Origin of the sequence: Gloeothece verrucosa PCC 7822, from assembly GCF_000147335.1 — a bacterium.
GTDB lineage: Bacteria > Cyanobacteriota > Cyanobacteriia > Cyanobacteriales > Microcystaceae > Gloeothece > Gloeothece verrucosa.
This window is the reverse complement of sequence record NC_014533.1, coordinates 432084-450182: the sequence shown is the minus strand read 5'-3', so window position 1 is coordinate 450182 and position 18099 is coordinate 432084. Positions and strand designations below refer to the sequence as shown.

The following is an 18099-nucleotide window of genomic DNA, read 5'->3' as shown; positions in this document are numbered from 1 at the left end:
CTTCTTGCAGAAGTCGGGAAAAGGGGAAAGGGGAAAGGGAAAAGGCTTGATCCTTTATTCGTTTTCTTCAAAAATGATGATTTGTGCAAGAGGTCTAAAGTTAACTGTTTGGCAAGGGAACAGGAAAGGATTTCATCACTTTTACATTTCTTAAGATAGAGTGCTTTATTTATGTCCAGGTACTGATTTTGATAGCAGTGGAAGGATAGGTTATACCAATTCTGAAAAATTAGACTACAGATGATACTAGGCAGACAGGAGAATGTGCGAGAAGGGGAAAATTGATCTGTAGTTTAAATAGAGGGAATTGTTATTAGGACATTTTTTAAGCTTCAAATTTAATGGCTGTAAACTTTTAAGCTTGTTCTTCATGTTATATAGCGTTTCTATAGCGTTTCTATAGCGTTTCTATAGCGTTTCTATAGCGTTTCTATAGCGTTTCTATAGCGTTTCTATAGCGTTTCTATAGCGTTTCTATAGCGTTTCTATAGCGTTTCTATAGCGTTTCTATAGCTTTTCTCAAATCAATGAGGTACACCTCAATTTTATTTTTTATTACCTGTTCCCTAAAATTGAAAAACTATGTACCTCACTAACATGAGAAATGCTATAACATCGCTGATTTTTGGAAAAGGCGACCAAATTGTTATAAGTACCTAGATTTAATTAAGTTTTAGATGTTCTGTTCCCTAATCTCAAATTCACTTAAATCACCATTAGGATCACTTCATCCATGAGTATTCAAAGTTTTCATACCGCCCCCAACCAATTTGTTCAACTCATTCAGGAAATTTCATCGGTTTATCATTTTGAGCTTGAAAACGAGCTTGCTTATTTACGATTAGAAAAAAAATGTTACAATCTAACTATCGAAAAACTTGAGAAAAATATTGTTCGTATTTCTCAAACTCGTCAATTGAATCGTGAAACAATTTGCGACCCTGAAATTGAATTTTTGAGACAATTAAGACCCATAGAAGACGATAAAAACAAAGAATTTTGGACTCCTTTAAGGATTTCTCAAGCATTTGAACATCGCCAAGTTGCTTGGATAGATAGAGACGGAGAAATTATCAATGTTGATGCTGATGGAACCGAAAAAATCGCCGATTTTTGTAAAGAGTGGACTGAGCAAATTCTGTCTCATCAGTGGTTAAATAACAAAAAACCTAGTCGTGGTGTTATTGCGACTTTTCGTTATAGTCTATAGATAAGCTGTCACGCATAATTTGTTCTTTGTGGTGGGGTGTGGGGGGTAGGGTGATCTCCTAGCACAAGCGACTGTGCGTAGTGCGGAGCATCGTGGGGTGTGGGGGAAGAGTTGACGGGGTTTGTTTCTTAAGATCATAAGATCCAGTTTAAATGCACAACAGCTTAACATAACATAGGGAGTACGTAAGTCCTAACCGGATCTGGGGACAGACTCCTGCTTTCAAAATATTTAGATTTTTTAACATCGAGATCTTTATGTAGGTGTGGGTATTTACGAACGCGACAAAAAAATTTTGTCTACCCGAGATCCTTACATTTACAATCTAGAGTTATTAATCAACTAACTTGGGTTTCTCAGTAAACCACATAAATGCTTATTTTAGGAAAGAACAATTATGATTGGTAAAATGAGTCAATATTATCGTCAATTAAGAGCTATTTGCCTTCCTTTAATGTTTTTAGTAATTACAGAGGCGGGTTATCCTATGTTGGTTGAGTGGTTTGACGAAAAAGATTGTGATTAAGAGTGTCGTGGTCATTGGGATAATAGGGTAAAATTAAGCCACTAAAAATCCCAATCAATTACTCAAAACTGACAAAAAAATGGCTCTTTCGGCATCGTGGAAAAAAATGTTGAGTATAATACTCAGATCTTGCACCAACCAATTTCCTTCTTGAGAGCGGGTGACCTCCTAGAACAAGCGACTGTGCGTAGCGCGGAGCATAGTAGGGGGTAGGGTGTGGGAAATCGGGGTTAAAAAGACGAAAAGTAAGTTAATTAAAAAATTATTGAAAATTATTGAAATTTATAAGTTTAATACTTGCTATGATTGATTATTATCTCATTTTATCTACCACAACACCCCACACCCCAACTTTACTAACCCCTAAGCTAAGACGCATTTAATTTTTATAACTTTATTTTTGGTACAAAGGTTCAATCCTTTCCCCTTTCCCCCTTCCCCCTTCTTTATCTGGACTAATAATTTAGATGCGTAACAGCTTATGACACAGGTGCAAGATCTGAGGAAACCCTTCCTTAAAACCCAAAACTTTATGGCTCAGTAGCGTCAGCAATACTATAGATTATAATAAATAGATAATAATATAAAAATCTATGAATAAGCCGATTAACAGGCAATAAAGACAAGATAACTATTGATGATTAGAACTTCCCTTTCCCGCTTCCCAACGGGTTTTCAGCGAATAAGAATATAGCATATGCTATATCCCTTTAGTTTTTGTCGACTTTTTTTCTCCATATTAGACAAAAAAGTTTGCTTTTTGCGTATTAAGATTATATAATTATTTACGTACATTCCCCTACCCTAAACATAATCATATACTAAGGAAATTAAGTACAACTTATGAATAAAAGCTTAGTCACTCAAGAGCTAGTGATAGTTGTGGCTGTGAAAAATAATAACCCAACTATTCTTAACCCAGATTTTCTTAAATATAGCGGTGTAATACCGACCGAGTGGGAATTAGCTCGCCCTCCTGTCTATACTAACCAAGTTGTGCAAATTATCTTTCAAAATGGTATTAGTATAGCGGCTCAAGCAGACCGCATCATGTTCTTAGAGGCGATAGGAACTAAAGACTTAAATACCATTGAAGTAGCCGACGTTGCTCGTAAATATATACAAACCCTTCCTAATGCTGAATATCAAGCAGTGGGAATTAATTTACGCTCTTATGTTGGCTATGAAAATGATGCGGATGCCGCTTACGAATATATTTGTAATACCTTATTATCATCTGGCAAATGGCAAGGGTTTGGACAAACACCCGTAAAAGCTTCTATTAATTATTTTTACACCCTAGGGCGCAGACAGCTAAACTTGTCAGTGAATGAAGCAACCCTTCAGTTTCCTGAACAAGCTCCCTTACCCGTTGTGCTATTTTCGGGAAATTTCAGCTATGAATTACCTGAATCTGAGCCAAAAACGCGGATTGAAGACATATCACAAATTATTAGCAACTGGAGAGAAGATTTAGACGCTTACACAGACTTGATTAATCAAGGATTTTTAGAAAATTCAGAAGTCAATATTTCACAAGAGACTAATTTATTTGCTACAAAATAGAAGTAGTTGACTTTAAATCTGTCAAGTTTTTCAAGATGCTAAATCAACCAGGAATTTTAATTTCTTATCCTTAATTTTAATCATCGCTCATTGGTGTTTTTAGTGAAAACTACTCATTATAGATGAGTAAAGTATCATGCACATATAAGTAACTGGTTAAAATTAGAGAACAAGAAATAGCCAACAAAAAAGGAGTTTATACAGCATTTTCTAGTTTAATCAGGTAGTTTAAACAGATTTAATATGGCTGATAGAGATGAAAATTGCTGTCCCTTATTTTTTTTAGTTAAGTTGTAGTGCTTAGTGTGAAGAGATTATGTACGAATCTGAAAATAATTCATCACTAAATGAGTCAGTAACCTCAAACCCTTTATTACCCGAGCAATTGAATCCTGACAATCTTTTAAATGTAGGAGTGTCAGGCAATACGCTTTCAAGCATTGGGCTTTCAACTTCGCTAGAAGAAGTGGCAACTGTACAAATGCCGCCTTCAGAAACCAGCGAAATAGACTTAAATAACCTTCCGACTCCATCATTAATCGAAGGATTATCAAGCACAGGATTAGTAGAGTCTTTAACTAATGATTCTTTCACCACTACTCAAACCCTAACCGGATTAGTAGGGCCTTTAACTAATGATCCTTTAACCACCACTCAAACCGCAACCGGATTAGTGGGGCTTTCCCCTAATGATCCTTTAACCACTACTATAACCTCAAACATCAGTGAATTTTCCCAGACTCCTGGAATTTCACAATCTCTTGATATTCTTAGCCAATTGAAAAATGACTTACCCCAATTGGCGCAACTTGAGGTAGCGTTTGGTAACCAGTGGAACCCCGAAGCCGCTCAAAATTTAATCAGCGAGATTATTAACGGAAACTCTCAATTAAAAATCGAAATATTACCGAGCAATATTCTGAACGCGAAAGGGGCTTTTGGTGCCCAAACAAAAACCATTTATCTTTCTCAAGAATTTCTCTTTTCCAACAGCGAACAACCCGCCTTAATTACTGATGTTTTCCTAGAAGAAATCGGGCATTATTTAGACAGTCAAGTTAATACAATTGATTCACCCGGAGACGAAGGAGCCATTTTTGCCGCCCTAGTTCAAGGCAAAGAATTATCCGAAGAAGAACTATTAGCCTTAAAAAGCGAAAACGACTGGACAACGTTAAGCTTAAATGGAGAAACCATCTCTATCGAAGACGCAGGACAAGCAGATTTAGTCGTCTACAGCCTCAATACAGCCTCCACAGCCGCCCTACAAGAAACCCTATCAGTCACTTGGACCGTTACCAATCAAGGCACAGAAGCCGCGTCCGGCAATTGGTACGATACATTTTATTTGTCCAATGACAGCGTTTATGATAATGCCGATACTTATATTAATGATTTCTGGACCTACAATAGTTCCTCAATAGCCGCAGGAGGAACTTATAGTAAAACACAATCTATAAAAATCCCTAATAGTCCCCTAGGCAGCCGCTATTTACTGCTAGTGGCAGACCGCTACAATTATTTAAGCGAAAGCAACGAAACTAATAACACCTATGCAGTTCCCATAACCTTAACCGCCCCCGACTTAAGCGTCACCGCCGCATCAGCCCCCAGCACAGGAGTCATCGGCAGTACCCTTCAAGCCACATGGACAGTCAAAAATCAGGGGTCAGTCACCGCCAATGCAGATTGGTATGACTATGTATATTTATCCAATGATGCGGTATATGATGGCTCAGATCGGTCACTCAATTACTTTTACATTAACTCACAAACCCCACTAACCCCCGGCAACAGCTACAGCCAAACTCAAACCATTAACCTACCCGGCAATGCGCCCACCGGACAACAATACCTCCTCTTTGTGGCGGACCGCGATAACTACCAAGGCGAAACCAATGAAACTAACAACGTTTACGCCGTTCCCATCACCCTCAATGCCCCAGACTTAACCGTTACCAGTGCATCTGTTCCCAGTACAGGAACCGTCGGCAGTACCATCCCCGTATCTTGGACAGTGACTAATCAAAGTCCGTTTACAGCCGATACCAATTGGTATGATTATGTTTACTTATCAGATAATACAATTTACGATGGCTCAGATCGCTCACTCAACTATTATTGGGTAGACTCACAAACGCCCCTAGCCGGCGGCAGTAACTATATCCAAACTCAAACGGTTAACCTACCGGGTAACGCCCCCACAGGTCAACAATATCTCCTGTTTATAGCCGACCGCGATAACTACCAAGGCGAAAGCGATGAAACCAATAACGTTTATGCTGTTCCCATCACCCTCAACGCCCCAGACTTAACCGTTACATCAGCCGTCGCCCCCATTGCCGCCGATCTAGGCAGTAGTATATCGGTATCATGGACGGTTGCCAATCCCAGTAGTAACGATGCCGGGGCAGATTGGTATGATTACATTTACTTGTCAGATGACGCAATCTATGATAATAACGACACCTCGATTACTTATTTTTGGGTAGGAGACAAAACCCCATTAATTCAAGGCACAAGCTACACTCAAACCCGAAACATCACGATTCCGGCTCAATCTAAACCCGGCAACCGTTACCTTTTATTTGTGGCAGACCGGGATAATTACCAACATGAAACCAATGAAAATAATAATGTCTATGCGGTGCCCATTACGCTCAATGGCGTAGACTTAACCGTAACCGGAGCCAACGTCAGCCAAACCAGCAATTTAACCCCAGGTGCTACCGTATCAGTAGACTGGACTGTCAAAAATTTGAGCAATTTAACAGCAACGGCTGACTGGTATGATTACATTTATTTATCCAATGATGCCACTTACGATAACACCGACCAATACATCACTTATGAATGGGTAGGGTCAAAAACACCTCTAGCGGCTAATAGTAGCTACACCCTCTCCAAAAATATTACCCTCCCCAGTTCCAACGCCCTTGGGCAAAGATATTTACTGTTTATAGCAGACCGAGATAATTATCAAGGCGAATCAAACGAAGCCAATAACGTCTATGCTGTACCCATTTCCTTTAATACTTCAGGACCCGATTTAACCATCACTTCAGCCAGTGGACCTGAAAGTGCAGTACCCAACCAAACCATCTCCATCACCTGGAATGTCCTCAACCAAGGTCAAGCCACATCTGGCTATTCTTGGTATGACTATTTCTATTTATCTGAGGATAATGTATTAGACGATAAAGATACTTATATTGATGGAGAGTACATCGGAGATAACATTAACTACCAAGCTTTAGCCGCAGGAGGCAACTATAGTATCAGCAGAAATCTGACTATTCCGACCAATGCCCCCTTAAACAGCCGCTATTTACTTTTAGTTGCTGATGGTAGCCGCTATCAAAGCGAGTTAAACGAAAGCAATAATGTCTATGCCATTCCCCTCACCCTAAGCGCGCCAGATTTAACCGTCACCAATATCACTGCACCCAACAATGTTACTGTAAACGGACCAGCTACCATCACCTGGACAGTAGCTAATCAAGGAAATGTGGCCACACCGGCTATCAATTGGTACGACGCGGTTTATTTGTCAGATGATGCAACTTATGATAACTCTGATACCTATATAGGTGGGTACTGGAAAGGCAACACGGCCATAGCCGCCAATAGTAATTACACGCAAACCCAGACCATCACAATTCCCAATACCACCATAGGAGATCGTTACTTATTAGTGGTAGCTGACCGAGGTAACTATCAAGGAGAAAGCAACGAAAATAATAATGTCTCTGCCATTCCCATTACGATTTCTGCACCGGATTTAACCGTCACCACCGCTTCTGCACCGGTGTCAGGAACCCTAGGAAATAACATTAGCATTTCCTGGACTGTTACTAACCAAGGGTCTGTCGCCGCCCCCGCCGATTGGTACGATTATATTTACTTATCCACTAATCCCACCTATGATAGCTCAGATACCTATGTTACTTATTTCTATACCGGTGCATCCACTCCTCTAGCCGCCTCGGATAGCTATACTCAAATCAAAAATCTGACCCTTCCCAATAACGCCCCCACCGGCAACCTATACTTATTATTTGTGGCAGACCGGGATAATTATCAAGGCGAAATCAACGAAAATAACAATGTTTATGCTGTTCCTATTGCCATTAATGGTCCGGATTTAAGCCTTACTAATGCGGCAGTAAATCCCTCTAGCAATATTACACCCGGCGGAACCGTTTCAGTGTCTTGGACAGTAAACAACAATAGCACTGTAAACGCGAATAATTATTGGTATGACTATATTTATTTATCCGGCGATACCGTTTACAACTCCACAGATACTTATATCGGTAGCTACTACCGAAACAACTTAGCCGGCGGAGCGAGTTACACCGAAAATCAAACCATTACTTTACCTTCCAATGCAGTAGGACAGCGATATTTACTCTTTATTACTAACCGAGACGGTTATCAAGGCGAAACCAACAAAAATAATAACATTTATGCTGTTCCCATCAGCTTTACAGGTAGCGGTTCAGATTTACAAATAACCAGCGTCACAGCACCCGCTATTGGCGTTGTCGGGGACTCTATTTCAGTCAGTTGGAATGTCAGTAATATCGGACAGCAAACCACCAGCAATACGGGTGTGTATGACTATGTTTATCTTTCTCGAGATACCATTTATGATGATTCAGATACTTATTTAACGAATCAATATAGCGGCTATTTCAATAACTATCAAGCCTTAGCCCCCGGTCAAAGCTACAAGATTAATACCAATCTAAACTTCTCTAATGATCAGGAGATTGGCAATTATTATTTATTATTTGTAGCCGACCGCAATAATTATGAAAGTGAAACAGATGAAACCAATAATATCTATTCAGTTCCTATTACTTTAACGGGTGCAGACTTACAAATCACTTCAGCAACTGTCCCAATCAGTGCTTTACCCACTGAACAAATACAAGTCAGTTGGACTGTTAAAAATACCGGCAACGCTATAGCTACAGATGATTGGTATGATAGAATTTATCTCTCAACAGATGCGACGGTTGATAATAACGATCAACAATTAAAAGAAATTAACACAGGGAATTTAACGCCACTACAAATTAACAATCAATACAGTATAACTCAACTGCTTTCTTTACCCAATATCACGCCCGGAAGCTATTATATTTTATTCGTTACCGATGTTTATAACTATCAAGGAGAAAGCAATAACAATAATAATACATATTCCGTTCCTATTGCGATTGGGCCTCAACAGCCAGATTTAAGCATTACAGCCGCCAATGGACCTTCTAGCGCCATTGTAGGAGAGACAATTAACCTCAATTGGACAGTAACCAACACAGGAAATAGTAACGCGCCGGCAGATTGGTTAGACACCGTTTATTTATCCGAAGATAATATTTTTGACAGTAATGATACAGCGATTTACTCACAATCAGCAGCAGCAGCCTCGCCTTTAGCCGCCGGTGCGAATTATAGTGTTAATGCTAATGTCATTCTTCCTAACTATCCACTGGGAAACCGTTATTTAATCATCGTCACCGATAGCGAAAAACAACAACCTGAAGGCAATGAAAATAACAATATTCGCATCATTCCCATTGAATTAAAAGCCCCAGATTTAACCGTAACCGCCGGTAATGCACCCAGTAGTGCTACTTGGGGTGAAGCAATTAATGTCACTTGGACAGTACAAAATAACGGAACGGTAACCGCTCCCGGCAACTGGTTTGATTATTTATATCTCTCTAATGACACCGTTCTCGATACGAATGATTTATCGATAGGTTCAGTTAACATCGATGCACAAACGCCCTTAGCGGCTGGTGGAACCTATAATCAATCTTTAACGGTAAACATTCCTAACCAGATTACCCGCGTTGGCAATCAATATTTATTAGTGGTGAGTGATGGAGGAAATAATCAGGGAGAAACCAACGAAAGCAATAATGTCTATTCAATTCCCATTCAATTATTAGCCCCCAATTTAGCGATTTCAGCCAGTGCGCCTAGTAGTGCGGCTCTAGGGGAAAATATTAACATTTCTTGGACAGTGAGCAATACCGGCACCGGAGCCGCTTTAAGTGATTGGTGGGATTATGTTTATTTATCCACTGATACGGTTTTAGATAATAATGACGCTTATTTAACCGAACGTTGGGCCGGGAATGACACCCCTCTAGCCGCCGGTGCCAGCTATAACGGAACAGGCACCATCACGATTCCCAACGTTACCCCAGGCAACTATTATCTCTTATTTGCGGCTGACCGCAACAACAATCAACCAGAAACCAACGAAAACAATAATGTTTATGCGGCGGCTATTACCCTAGGGGCCCCCGATTTAACGGTTTCCCAAGTGACGGCACCCACAAGCGGCTACTGGGCCGAATCCATACAAGTAAGCTGGACCCTAGAAAATATAGGAACTTCTCCAGCACCGAGGGACTGGTATGATAGCGTCTATCTATCCACTGACGACACCTTTAATGCTTCTACCGATACTTATCTAGGGGATTTTTGGACCGGAGACCAAACACCTCTGGCCGCCGGAGCAAGTTATACCCTCACAAAAACCGTGACGGTTCCCACTCTAGCGGCGGGGAACTATTATCTATTATTTATCGGAGATCGCTACAACTATCAAGCAGAAACCAACGAAAATAATAACATTAGAGCCGTTTCCTTTGCCGTACAGCCGCCAGCCGACCTTACCGCTAGTATTACGAACGCTCCCACGTCAGTCACTTGGGGAAATACTCCCACCATTAGCTGGACAGTGACAAATATTGGACAAGGAAATGCGGTAGCTGATTGGGAAGACCGCTTATACTTATCCACAGATACCACACTGGATAATAATGATATTTACTTAAATGCGGTTTCTGCGGCTGCCCAAACACCACTCATCGCCGGCGGCAGTTATACCCTCAGTTCATCGATAACTATACCCAATCTCACCCCAGGCAATTATTATCTTCTCTTATCAAGTGACCATAACCGTCAGCAACCTGAAAGCAATGAAAACAATAACCTAGCAGTAGCCGCTTTAGAAATTACGGCACCGCCTCATGCTGACCTAACGGTAGAAGCGGTAACCAGTCCGGCTACTGCTCTGAGTGGTGACCCCATACAAGTCTTATGGCGCGTTCGCAACCAAGGTAACGCCATTACTAATAGTAATTATTGGACAGACCGTATAATCTTGTCGAGCGATGATCAACTCGATAACAATGACCTCGAAGTAGGACGCATCAATCGAAACGGAACCTTAGCCATTGGAGATAGCTATACTCAATCTGCGACCATTACCTTACCTAACGGGATTAGCGGTAACTATCACCTGTTTGTCGTCACCGATATTGATAACCGCGTCTTTGAGTATCTCTACGATAACAACAACACCGGACGCACCGTTAGCCCGCTTGTAGTGACCCGCAAACCCGACCCAGACTTACAAGTAACGGCTTTAAGCAACGAAATCACCGGACAACCTGGACAAACTCAGACCATATCTTGGACAGTGAGTAATGCAGGGATCGGCAATGCTGTGGGCGGCTGGATTGATCGCATCTATCTATCTCCGGATGGAACCTTAAACAATGCAACCTTACTGAGTAGCGTCACTCGCAACGCAGACTTAGGGGTGGGGCAAAGTTACACGGTTTCTCAATCTGTGGTATTGCCGCTAGTGCCCGATGGAACCTATAAAATTGTCGCGGTTACAGATGCAAATAATACTCTATTTGAAGGTGCAGGCGATACCAATAACTTAACAGTGGCGGCTAATTCCCTACAAATAGGTCATCCAGATTTAACCCCCACTATCACCTCGGCTCCGGTCAATGCGACCTCTGGAACCAGCATTTCTCTCGCTTGGAGCGTGCAAAACATCGGTTCTGCGGCAACTTTAACCAATTGGAAAGATAAAGTTTATCTCTCTGCGGATAACCGTTTAGATAGTAGCGATTTATTATTAAAAGAAATCAGCCGCACCAGTGCTTTAGCCGCATCAGATAGCTATACTTCTCAAATTAATTTAGACCTACCCATTGATGTGAGCGGAAATCGCTACTTACTGGTGGTCACTGATGCAGAAGGAACCGTCAACGAAGCCGGTTACGAGAATAACAATTTAGCTCAATCCGCGCTAGACATTACCCTTGCTCCCTACGCAGACTTAGTGGTTTCTAACGTCACCGCCCCAGAAATAACCATTGGTGATCCGGCTTCAGTAACCATTAGTTGGAAAGTGAGCAATAATGGAGTGGGGGCCGGGCGAACCAATAGCTGGATAGACCGCATCATCGCTTCGAGAGACGGAACCCTAACGAATAGCATTGTACTAAAAGAGTTTACCCATACGGGAGCCTTGGAAGTTGGGGCAAGTTATACTCGCTCAGAAACCATTAGCTTATCACCCAATTTTAAAGGACAATATCAGTTATTCGTACAAACCGATGCAACCAATCAAGTCTTTGAGAATGGTTTAGAAAGCAATAATAGCGCGGCGGCCCCCAATCCATTTGGGGTAATGGCCATTCCTTATGCAGACTTAATCATTGACAGTATTAACGCCCCCATAAGCGGCAAGAGTGGACAACCTTTAGCCGTATCTTGGACGGTGAAAAATCAAGGTATAGGTATAACTAATACGAGTTCTTGGTATGACACCCTGTTATTGGCCAGTGATGCGGCAGGACAAAACATTATTAGTAATTTGGGCAGTTTTGAACATATTGGTGCCCTTGCAGTAGGGGGAAGTTACCAACGCACGGTAGATGTGGCCCTTCCCAATGGGTTGAGTGGACAATATTATTTTGTCGTTAGCACTCAAGGACCCTTTGAATTTATTTACGACAACAATAACAAGAAAGTCTCTAACGCAACCGGCGTAACCTTAAGTGATTCTCCGGACTTAAGAGTGACCAATATTACCGCCCCTGCTTCTATGCTTGCCGGCGACAAAGTAGACATTACTTGGACTGTCAATAATGAAGGCATCGGAGATGCGGCAGGAACTTGGGTAGACCAAATCTATTTAAGACCGGCCGGTAATGCTAACGCCTCACTGATTTCTTTAGGGTCCTATGCTTATGCTAGTGGACTACAAGCCGGTAAGTTCTACACCCGTTCAGAACAATTAACCCTTCCTGCCACGCTACAAGGACTCTATGAAGTCGTCATTACTACCAATGCCACTAATACCCTCTATGAACACGGAACAGCCGCTAAAGCGAACAACACTACCGTAGATGACGCTACCCTGTTACTGAGTTTACCCCCGCGTCCTGACCTGAGAGTAGATTCTATTATTGCCCCCGATAGCGTATCGGCCGGCGGCACTGTTTCCTTAGAATTTATCGTCAAAAATTACGGTACCGTCGCCACCAGTACCCCCAACTGGCAAGACCGAGTATATCTCTCTTTAGATAATCAAATTAGCGGCGATGACCTTTCTTTAGGGAACTTTAATAATGAATCTGCCCTTGAAGCAGGGGAAAGTTACCGCACCACCGCCAATACATTAGTCATTCCCAGACGCTACCGAGGACAAGTTTATCTGATAGTACAAACCGATGGCGGCGGACAAGTCAACGAATATCCTCAAGAAGACAATAACACCCTGGTTAAAGCATTATATGTCAATCCTCTGCCGCCGGCAGACTTAGTCACCAGTAATGTCAGCGCACCGGACCAAGCATTTGAAGGGTCACAAATTCAAGTGCGTTACACCGTCACCAATAAAGGAATAGGCGAAACCGACCGCGATAGTTGGTCTGATACGATATGGTTAACCCGCGATAAAAACCGACCCTCTCCGGTTTCTCAAGGCGTTCCCCCTCAACCCGATGATATTTTATTAACCACTATCGGACATAACGGTTCTCTAAAAGTCGGGGAAAGTTACGAACAAATAGTCACCGTTACCTTACCCAGTCAAATTACCGGTCAGTGGTATATTACCCCTTGGTCAGATGCTTACAATATCATCACCGAAGACACCCTAGACATCAACACCAACCCAGACGACCCCAACGAACTCGACAGCAATAATTACAAATCTCGACCTATTACGGTATTATTGACACCCCCACCAGATTTAGTGGTCACCTCAGTTACCCCAACCGCCTCTGCTGTGGGAGGAGGAACCTTTAACGTCAGTTGGACGGTACAAAATCAGGGTGCAAACGAAACGACTAGCGCAATTTGGTCTGATACCGTTTATTTATCTGACAGTCCCACTTTAAATACACCTGGCGGCAAATATTGGCAACTGGGAACGGTTCAACGGAACGGAAAACTCGGGGTAGGACAAACCTACAACGCGCAACTCACCACGCAATTAAACCCCGGCGCATTCGGTCAATATGTGATCGTTAAAACCAATGCGGGATTCTTTGATCAAACTTGGGAAGGTCCTTATAACAATAACAATGAACGCAACGCCGCTACTAACGTTACTAACACCCCCGCAGATTTAATTGTTAGTTCCGTTGTCACCACCCCCAATAATTTCTCAGGAGAACGCACGACCGTACAGTGGACCGTCACCAATATTGGGGCCCCCACTTGGGAAGGAACACGCTACTGGTATGACGAAGTTTGGTTATCTCCTGACCCCACCTTCATTCCTTCTCGGGCGCAAAAAGTCGGTTTCTTTGTTCACAGTCAGACTCAACCCTTGGGAACCGGTGAAAGCTATACCCAGACACAAGACATTACTTTACCTGCCGGCATTAATGGTAAATACTACGTCTATGTGAGTACCGATTACAGCTATGATTACTACACCAGCGAATTTAGGGGCGAAATTCCCAGCAACGGCGGCGATAACACCAGTTCCCGAGAAAGCTTTGAATATCGCGGCTTTGAAAACCCCAACAACAACTTAGGCAGTGCCGCCTTAAACGTCACCTATCGAGAACCGGACTTACAAGTCACCAACTTAACCATCCCGCAAAACCCGCCCCTGTCCGGTCAAACCATTGACGTAAGTTGGACCGTCAGCAACTTAGGAACCCGCGATACTCGTCAAAATACCTGGATAGACCGAGTTTACCTCTCTCGTGACCCGTCTTTAGATTTAACTGATGTATTTTTAGGCGAATTTACTCGTCGCGGCATTCTGGCCAGTGGTACAAGTTATACACAAAATGCTCAAGTCACTTTACCCGATGGAATTTCCGGCGATTTCTACGTTTTAGTCTTCTCTGATTCCAATATCGACGAATATAAACGCGGAAATACCAATCTTGACTTTGATGCTGACCGAATTTTGGCCCGAGTGCCGGAATTTAGAGATGAAGGCAATAACATTACCTCGGCGGCATTAACGGTCAACTTACAACCCGCCCCGGACTTAAAAGTTACCACTCTGACGATTCCCGAACGGGCTACCGTTGGTCAATCTTTCAATCTATCTTATACCGTTACCAATACCGGCGTAGGAAATACACCCACTCGTCAAAATAGCTGGCAGGATTTAATCTATTTATCACGAGATCAATTCTTAGATTTACAAACTGACCGTTATTTAGGCTATCAAGAACACACCGGACAATTACTCGCCGGCAGCAGTTACACGGTTAATAAAACCCTCGCCTTACCCAGTGATTTAACGGGGCCCTTCTACGTTTTTGTTCTCACGGATGCCCAATATAAAGTCTTTGAAGGCGCGAATGACGGCAATAACGCCACACCTAGCACTCAACCCCTACTGCTAGAATTACCGCCCCCGGCAGATTTACAAGTGACCACGATTAATCTACCAGCTAGTGCAAAATCTGGTGAAAGCGTTCAATTTAGCTGGACTGTCACCAATTATGGCGATAACCCGGCTGAGGGAACCTGGACAGATGCGGTTTACCTGTCTACAGATGCAATTTGGGATATCAATGACCGTCCCATAGGGCGCATCACCCACAACGGAACTTTAGCCACAGGGGCATCTTACACCTCGAGTTTAACTGCTACCTTGCCGCCTGCGACCCCGGGCCAATACCGCTTAATTGTACGTCCTGACATTTTCAATCAAGTTTATGAAGCGGAAAATGAGGCCAATAACCGCACCGCCTCGGCCGATAGCCTTTCTGTGACGGTAGAACAACTGCAATTAGGTGTCCCCTTACAAACTACCCTCAGTAGCGGACAAGAACGGTTATATCAAGTCAATTTGGGATTAGGACAAACCTTAAAAGTTAATGTTAATTCAGCCGCTACAGCCGCCGCTAATGAAGTGTTTGTACGCTACAACAATGCACCGACGGGTATTGTCTATGATGCGGCTTACACCGGACTGTTAGGCCCCAACCAATCAGCGACTATTCCTTCGACTCAACCGGGAACCTACTACATTTTAGTCAGAGGTTATTCTCAACCAGCGAATAATACCCCCATTACCTTATTAGCGGATGTTTTACCCTTCGGCATTACCGATGTCACCACAGACCGAGGCGGAGATAGCCGCTACGTCACCACTAACATACTGGGGGCACAATTTAATCAAAACTCTATTGTTAAATTAGTGCGTCCGGGTATTGCCGAAGTGGCCCCTGTGCGTTATCAAGTGGTCGATAGTACCAAAATTACCGCCATTTTCGACTTTACCGACATACCACATGGTTTGTATGATGTCAAGGTAATTAATCCCGGCGGACTTGAAGCTATCGTTCCCTATCGTTATCTCGTCGAAAGAGCCATTGAGCCAGATGTAACCGTAGGGCTAGGCGGTCCAAGAATCCTAGCTCCGGGAGATACCGGCACTTACGGCGTTTCGGTCAAGAGTTTAACTAACCTAGATACGCCTTATGTTCATTTCCAATTTGGAATACCGGAATTAGGCACGAACTCAGAAGTATTTGGCTTACCTTATGTAGTCTTTACTTCTAATTTACGAGGCGCACCAGAAGGAGCCGCCACAGACGTACCTTGGGCAAGTTTAGTTTCAGATACCAATCAAAACGGCGAAATACTGGCCCCCGGTTATATCTTTGATTTACCGACCGCCGGATTTGCCGGACAAACCTTCAACGTTCAAACCTATCCCGGCCTGTTAGAAAAACTCAAACAAGACCCGAAAGCCTTAGATGATGTCCTAGATGAAGACATCGCCTTCCAATTCCACATTTTAGCCAGTGCGACCGCCTTAACCCGCAGTGAATTTATCGCCCAGCAAAAAGCCGAAGCCGCTAAATTAAGAAATGCTATCCTAGCGGACCGTACAGCCTCTCAAGCGTTAACCGTACTGGCCGCCGATATTAATACTTGGACAAACGCCTATTTAGCCGCCTTAGAGCAAGCCGGTTTCCTGCGTCCTGAAAATCAAGCCCCCCCTATCCGTCAAAATCCCTTAGTCGTCAGCCTAGTTACCACACTTGCGTCAGGAATCTTGCTCGGACCGGTGGGTAAAGAAATTATCTCTAATGGAAATCTCGTCAGTTTCTTTGAGAAAATTCGTCAATGGTACGGCGACAAACCCGGCCAAACCGGACAGCAATCACCGCCGCCTGCATCACAATATAATTTAGGACTCTCTAAACCGACTCATTATCAAGCCTTTAATGTTTATGTGCCCTATGGAGAGGCAGCAGTCGATTTACCTCGGTCTGTTCCTATCCCGCCGGCCAGTTTTGCCAGTTTCTTTAATGCTACAGGCAGCATTAGCAACTTAGCGAGTCTTACTGGTCCGTTAGGATTTGGTAATGAGAACTTTATCCCCGCACAGACAAAACTCCCCTATACTATTCGCTTTGAAAATGCGGCTACGGCTTCGACAAATGTTAGTGAAATTCGCATTGTTACCCAACTTGATAGCGATTTAGACCCTCGCAACTTCCAATTAGGCGACCTACGCATCGGTGACATACAATTACATATCCCTCAAGGTCGGGGAACTTTCCAAGGCGATTTCGACTTTGTACGTAGCAAAGGATTTATTCTCAGGGTAAGCGCCGGATTAGACCCCCTATCCAATACAGCGACCTGGTTATTACAGGCCATAGACCCCAACACCGGCGAAGTTCTCAACAATCCCAATTTAGGACTATTACCCCCCAATACAGCTAATGCGGCAGGCACCGGCTTTGTCACCTATACGATTTTACCCAAGGCAGACCTGGCTACCGGTACAGAAATTAGCAGCCAAGCACGCATTATTTATAATACGGCGGCTCCTATGGATACCCAAGAAGTGACCAGTATTATTGATGCAGTAGCACCCACCTCATCGTTAACCGTTACCCCGCTACGGGCCGGCAGTTCTGATTATCTAGTTAAATGGTCCTCGGTGGATGATTCCGAAGGAAGCGGCGTTAAATGGTCTACGGTTTATGTCTCCAAAGACGGCGGAGACTTCAAGATATGGAAGCAACAAACCAGTGATACATCAGGCGTTTATAGCGGCGAAGCGGGACACACCTATGAATTCCTGGTTTTAGCCACAGATAACGCGGGTAATACCGAAAAACCTGGCTTAGGAATTAGCGCCCCAGATGATGGTTCTGCCGTTAATTTAGGCAGCTTACCGACGGTAGAGGAAAGTACACAAACTGATTTAGGCACGTTACCGCCTCCATCGCCCACACCTTCTACGAATCCTCTGTTTATCACTGCAAAAGAAAATATTCCGGCGGCGACACCTTCGACTCGTCCCTCTGAATTCGATGTAGTCATCAGACCTTTTACGGCCTCGGCCTTTGCCACAGGCATTCCCACCAGTCATGCAGGCATCGCTCCCCTGGCTATCGTTACGCTTTCGGATGGCTCCGTAATCGCTAGTGGTGGTGCAAATCGAGGCTCTTTATATCGT

At 43.3% G+C, this 18099-nt stretch carries 3 protein-coding genes (1 of these 3 cut by a window edge); all 3 read left to right on the top strand.

Annotation, left to right across the window (positions count from 1 at the left end; genetic code table 11):
- Window positions 1-733 precede the first annotated feature (733 nt).
- Window positions 734-1210 (top strand): DUF6908 domain-containing protein, encoded by a 477-nt coding sequence (locus CYAN7822_RS28810; protein WP_013334498.1) that lies wholly within the window; start codon window positions 734-736, stop codon window positions 1208-1210.
- Window positions 1211-2579: 1369 nt separating this feature from the next.
- Window positions 2580-3302 (top strand): hypothetical protein, encoded by a 723-nt coding sequence (locus CYAN7822_RS28805; protein WP_013334496.1) that lies wholly within the window; start codon window positions 2580-2582, stop codon window positions 3300-3302.
- Window positions 3303-3618: 316 nt separating this feature from the next.
- Window positions 3619-18099: the 5' portion of a CARDB domain-containing protein gene (locus tag CYAN7822_RS39750; protein ID WP_013334495.1), read on the top strand. Its footprint extends 19548 nt past the window's final position; the window shows 14481 of its 34029 coding nt (coding positions 1-14481); its start codon is at window positions 3619-3621; the stop codon falls past the right edge of the window.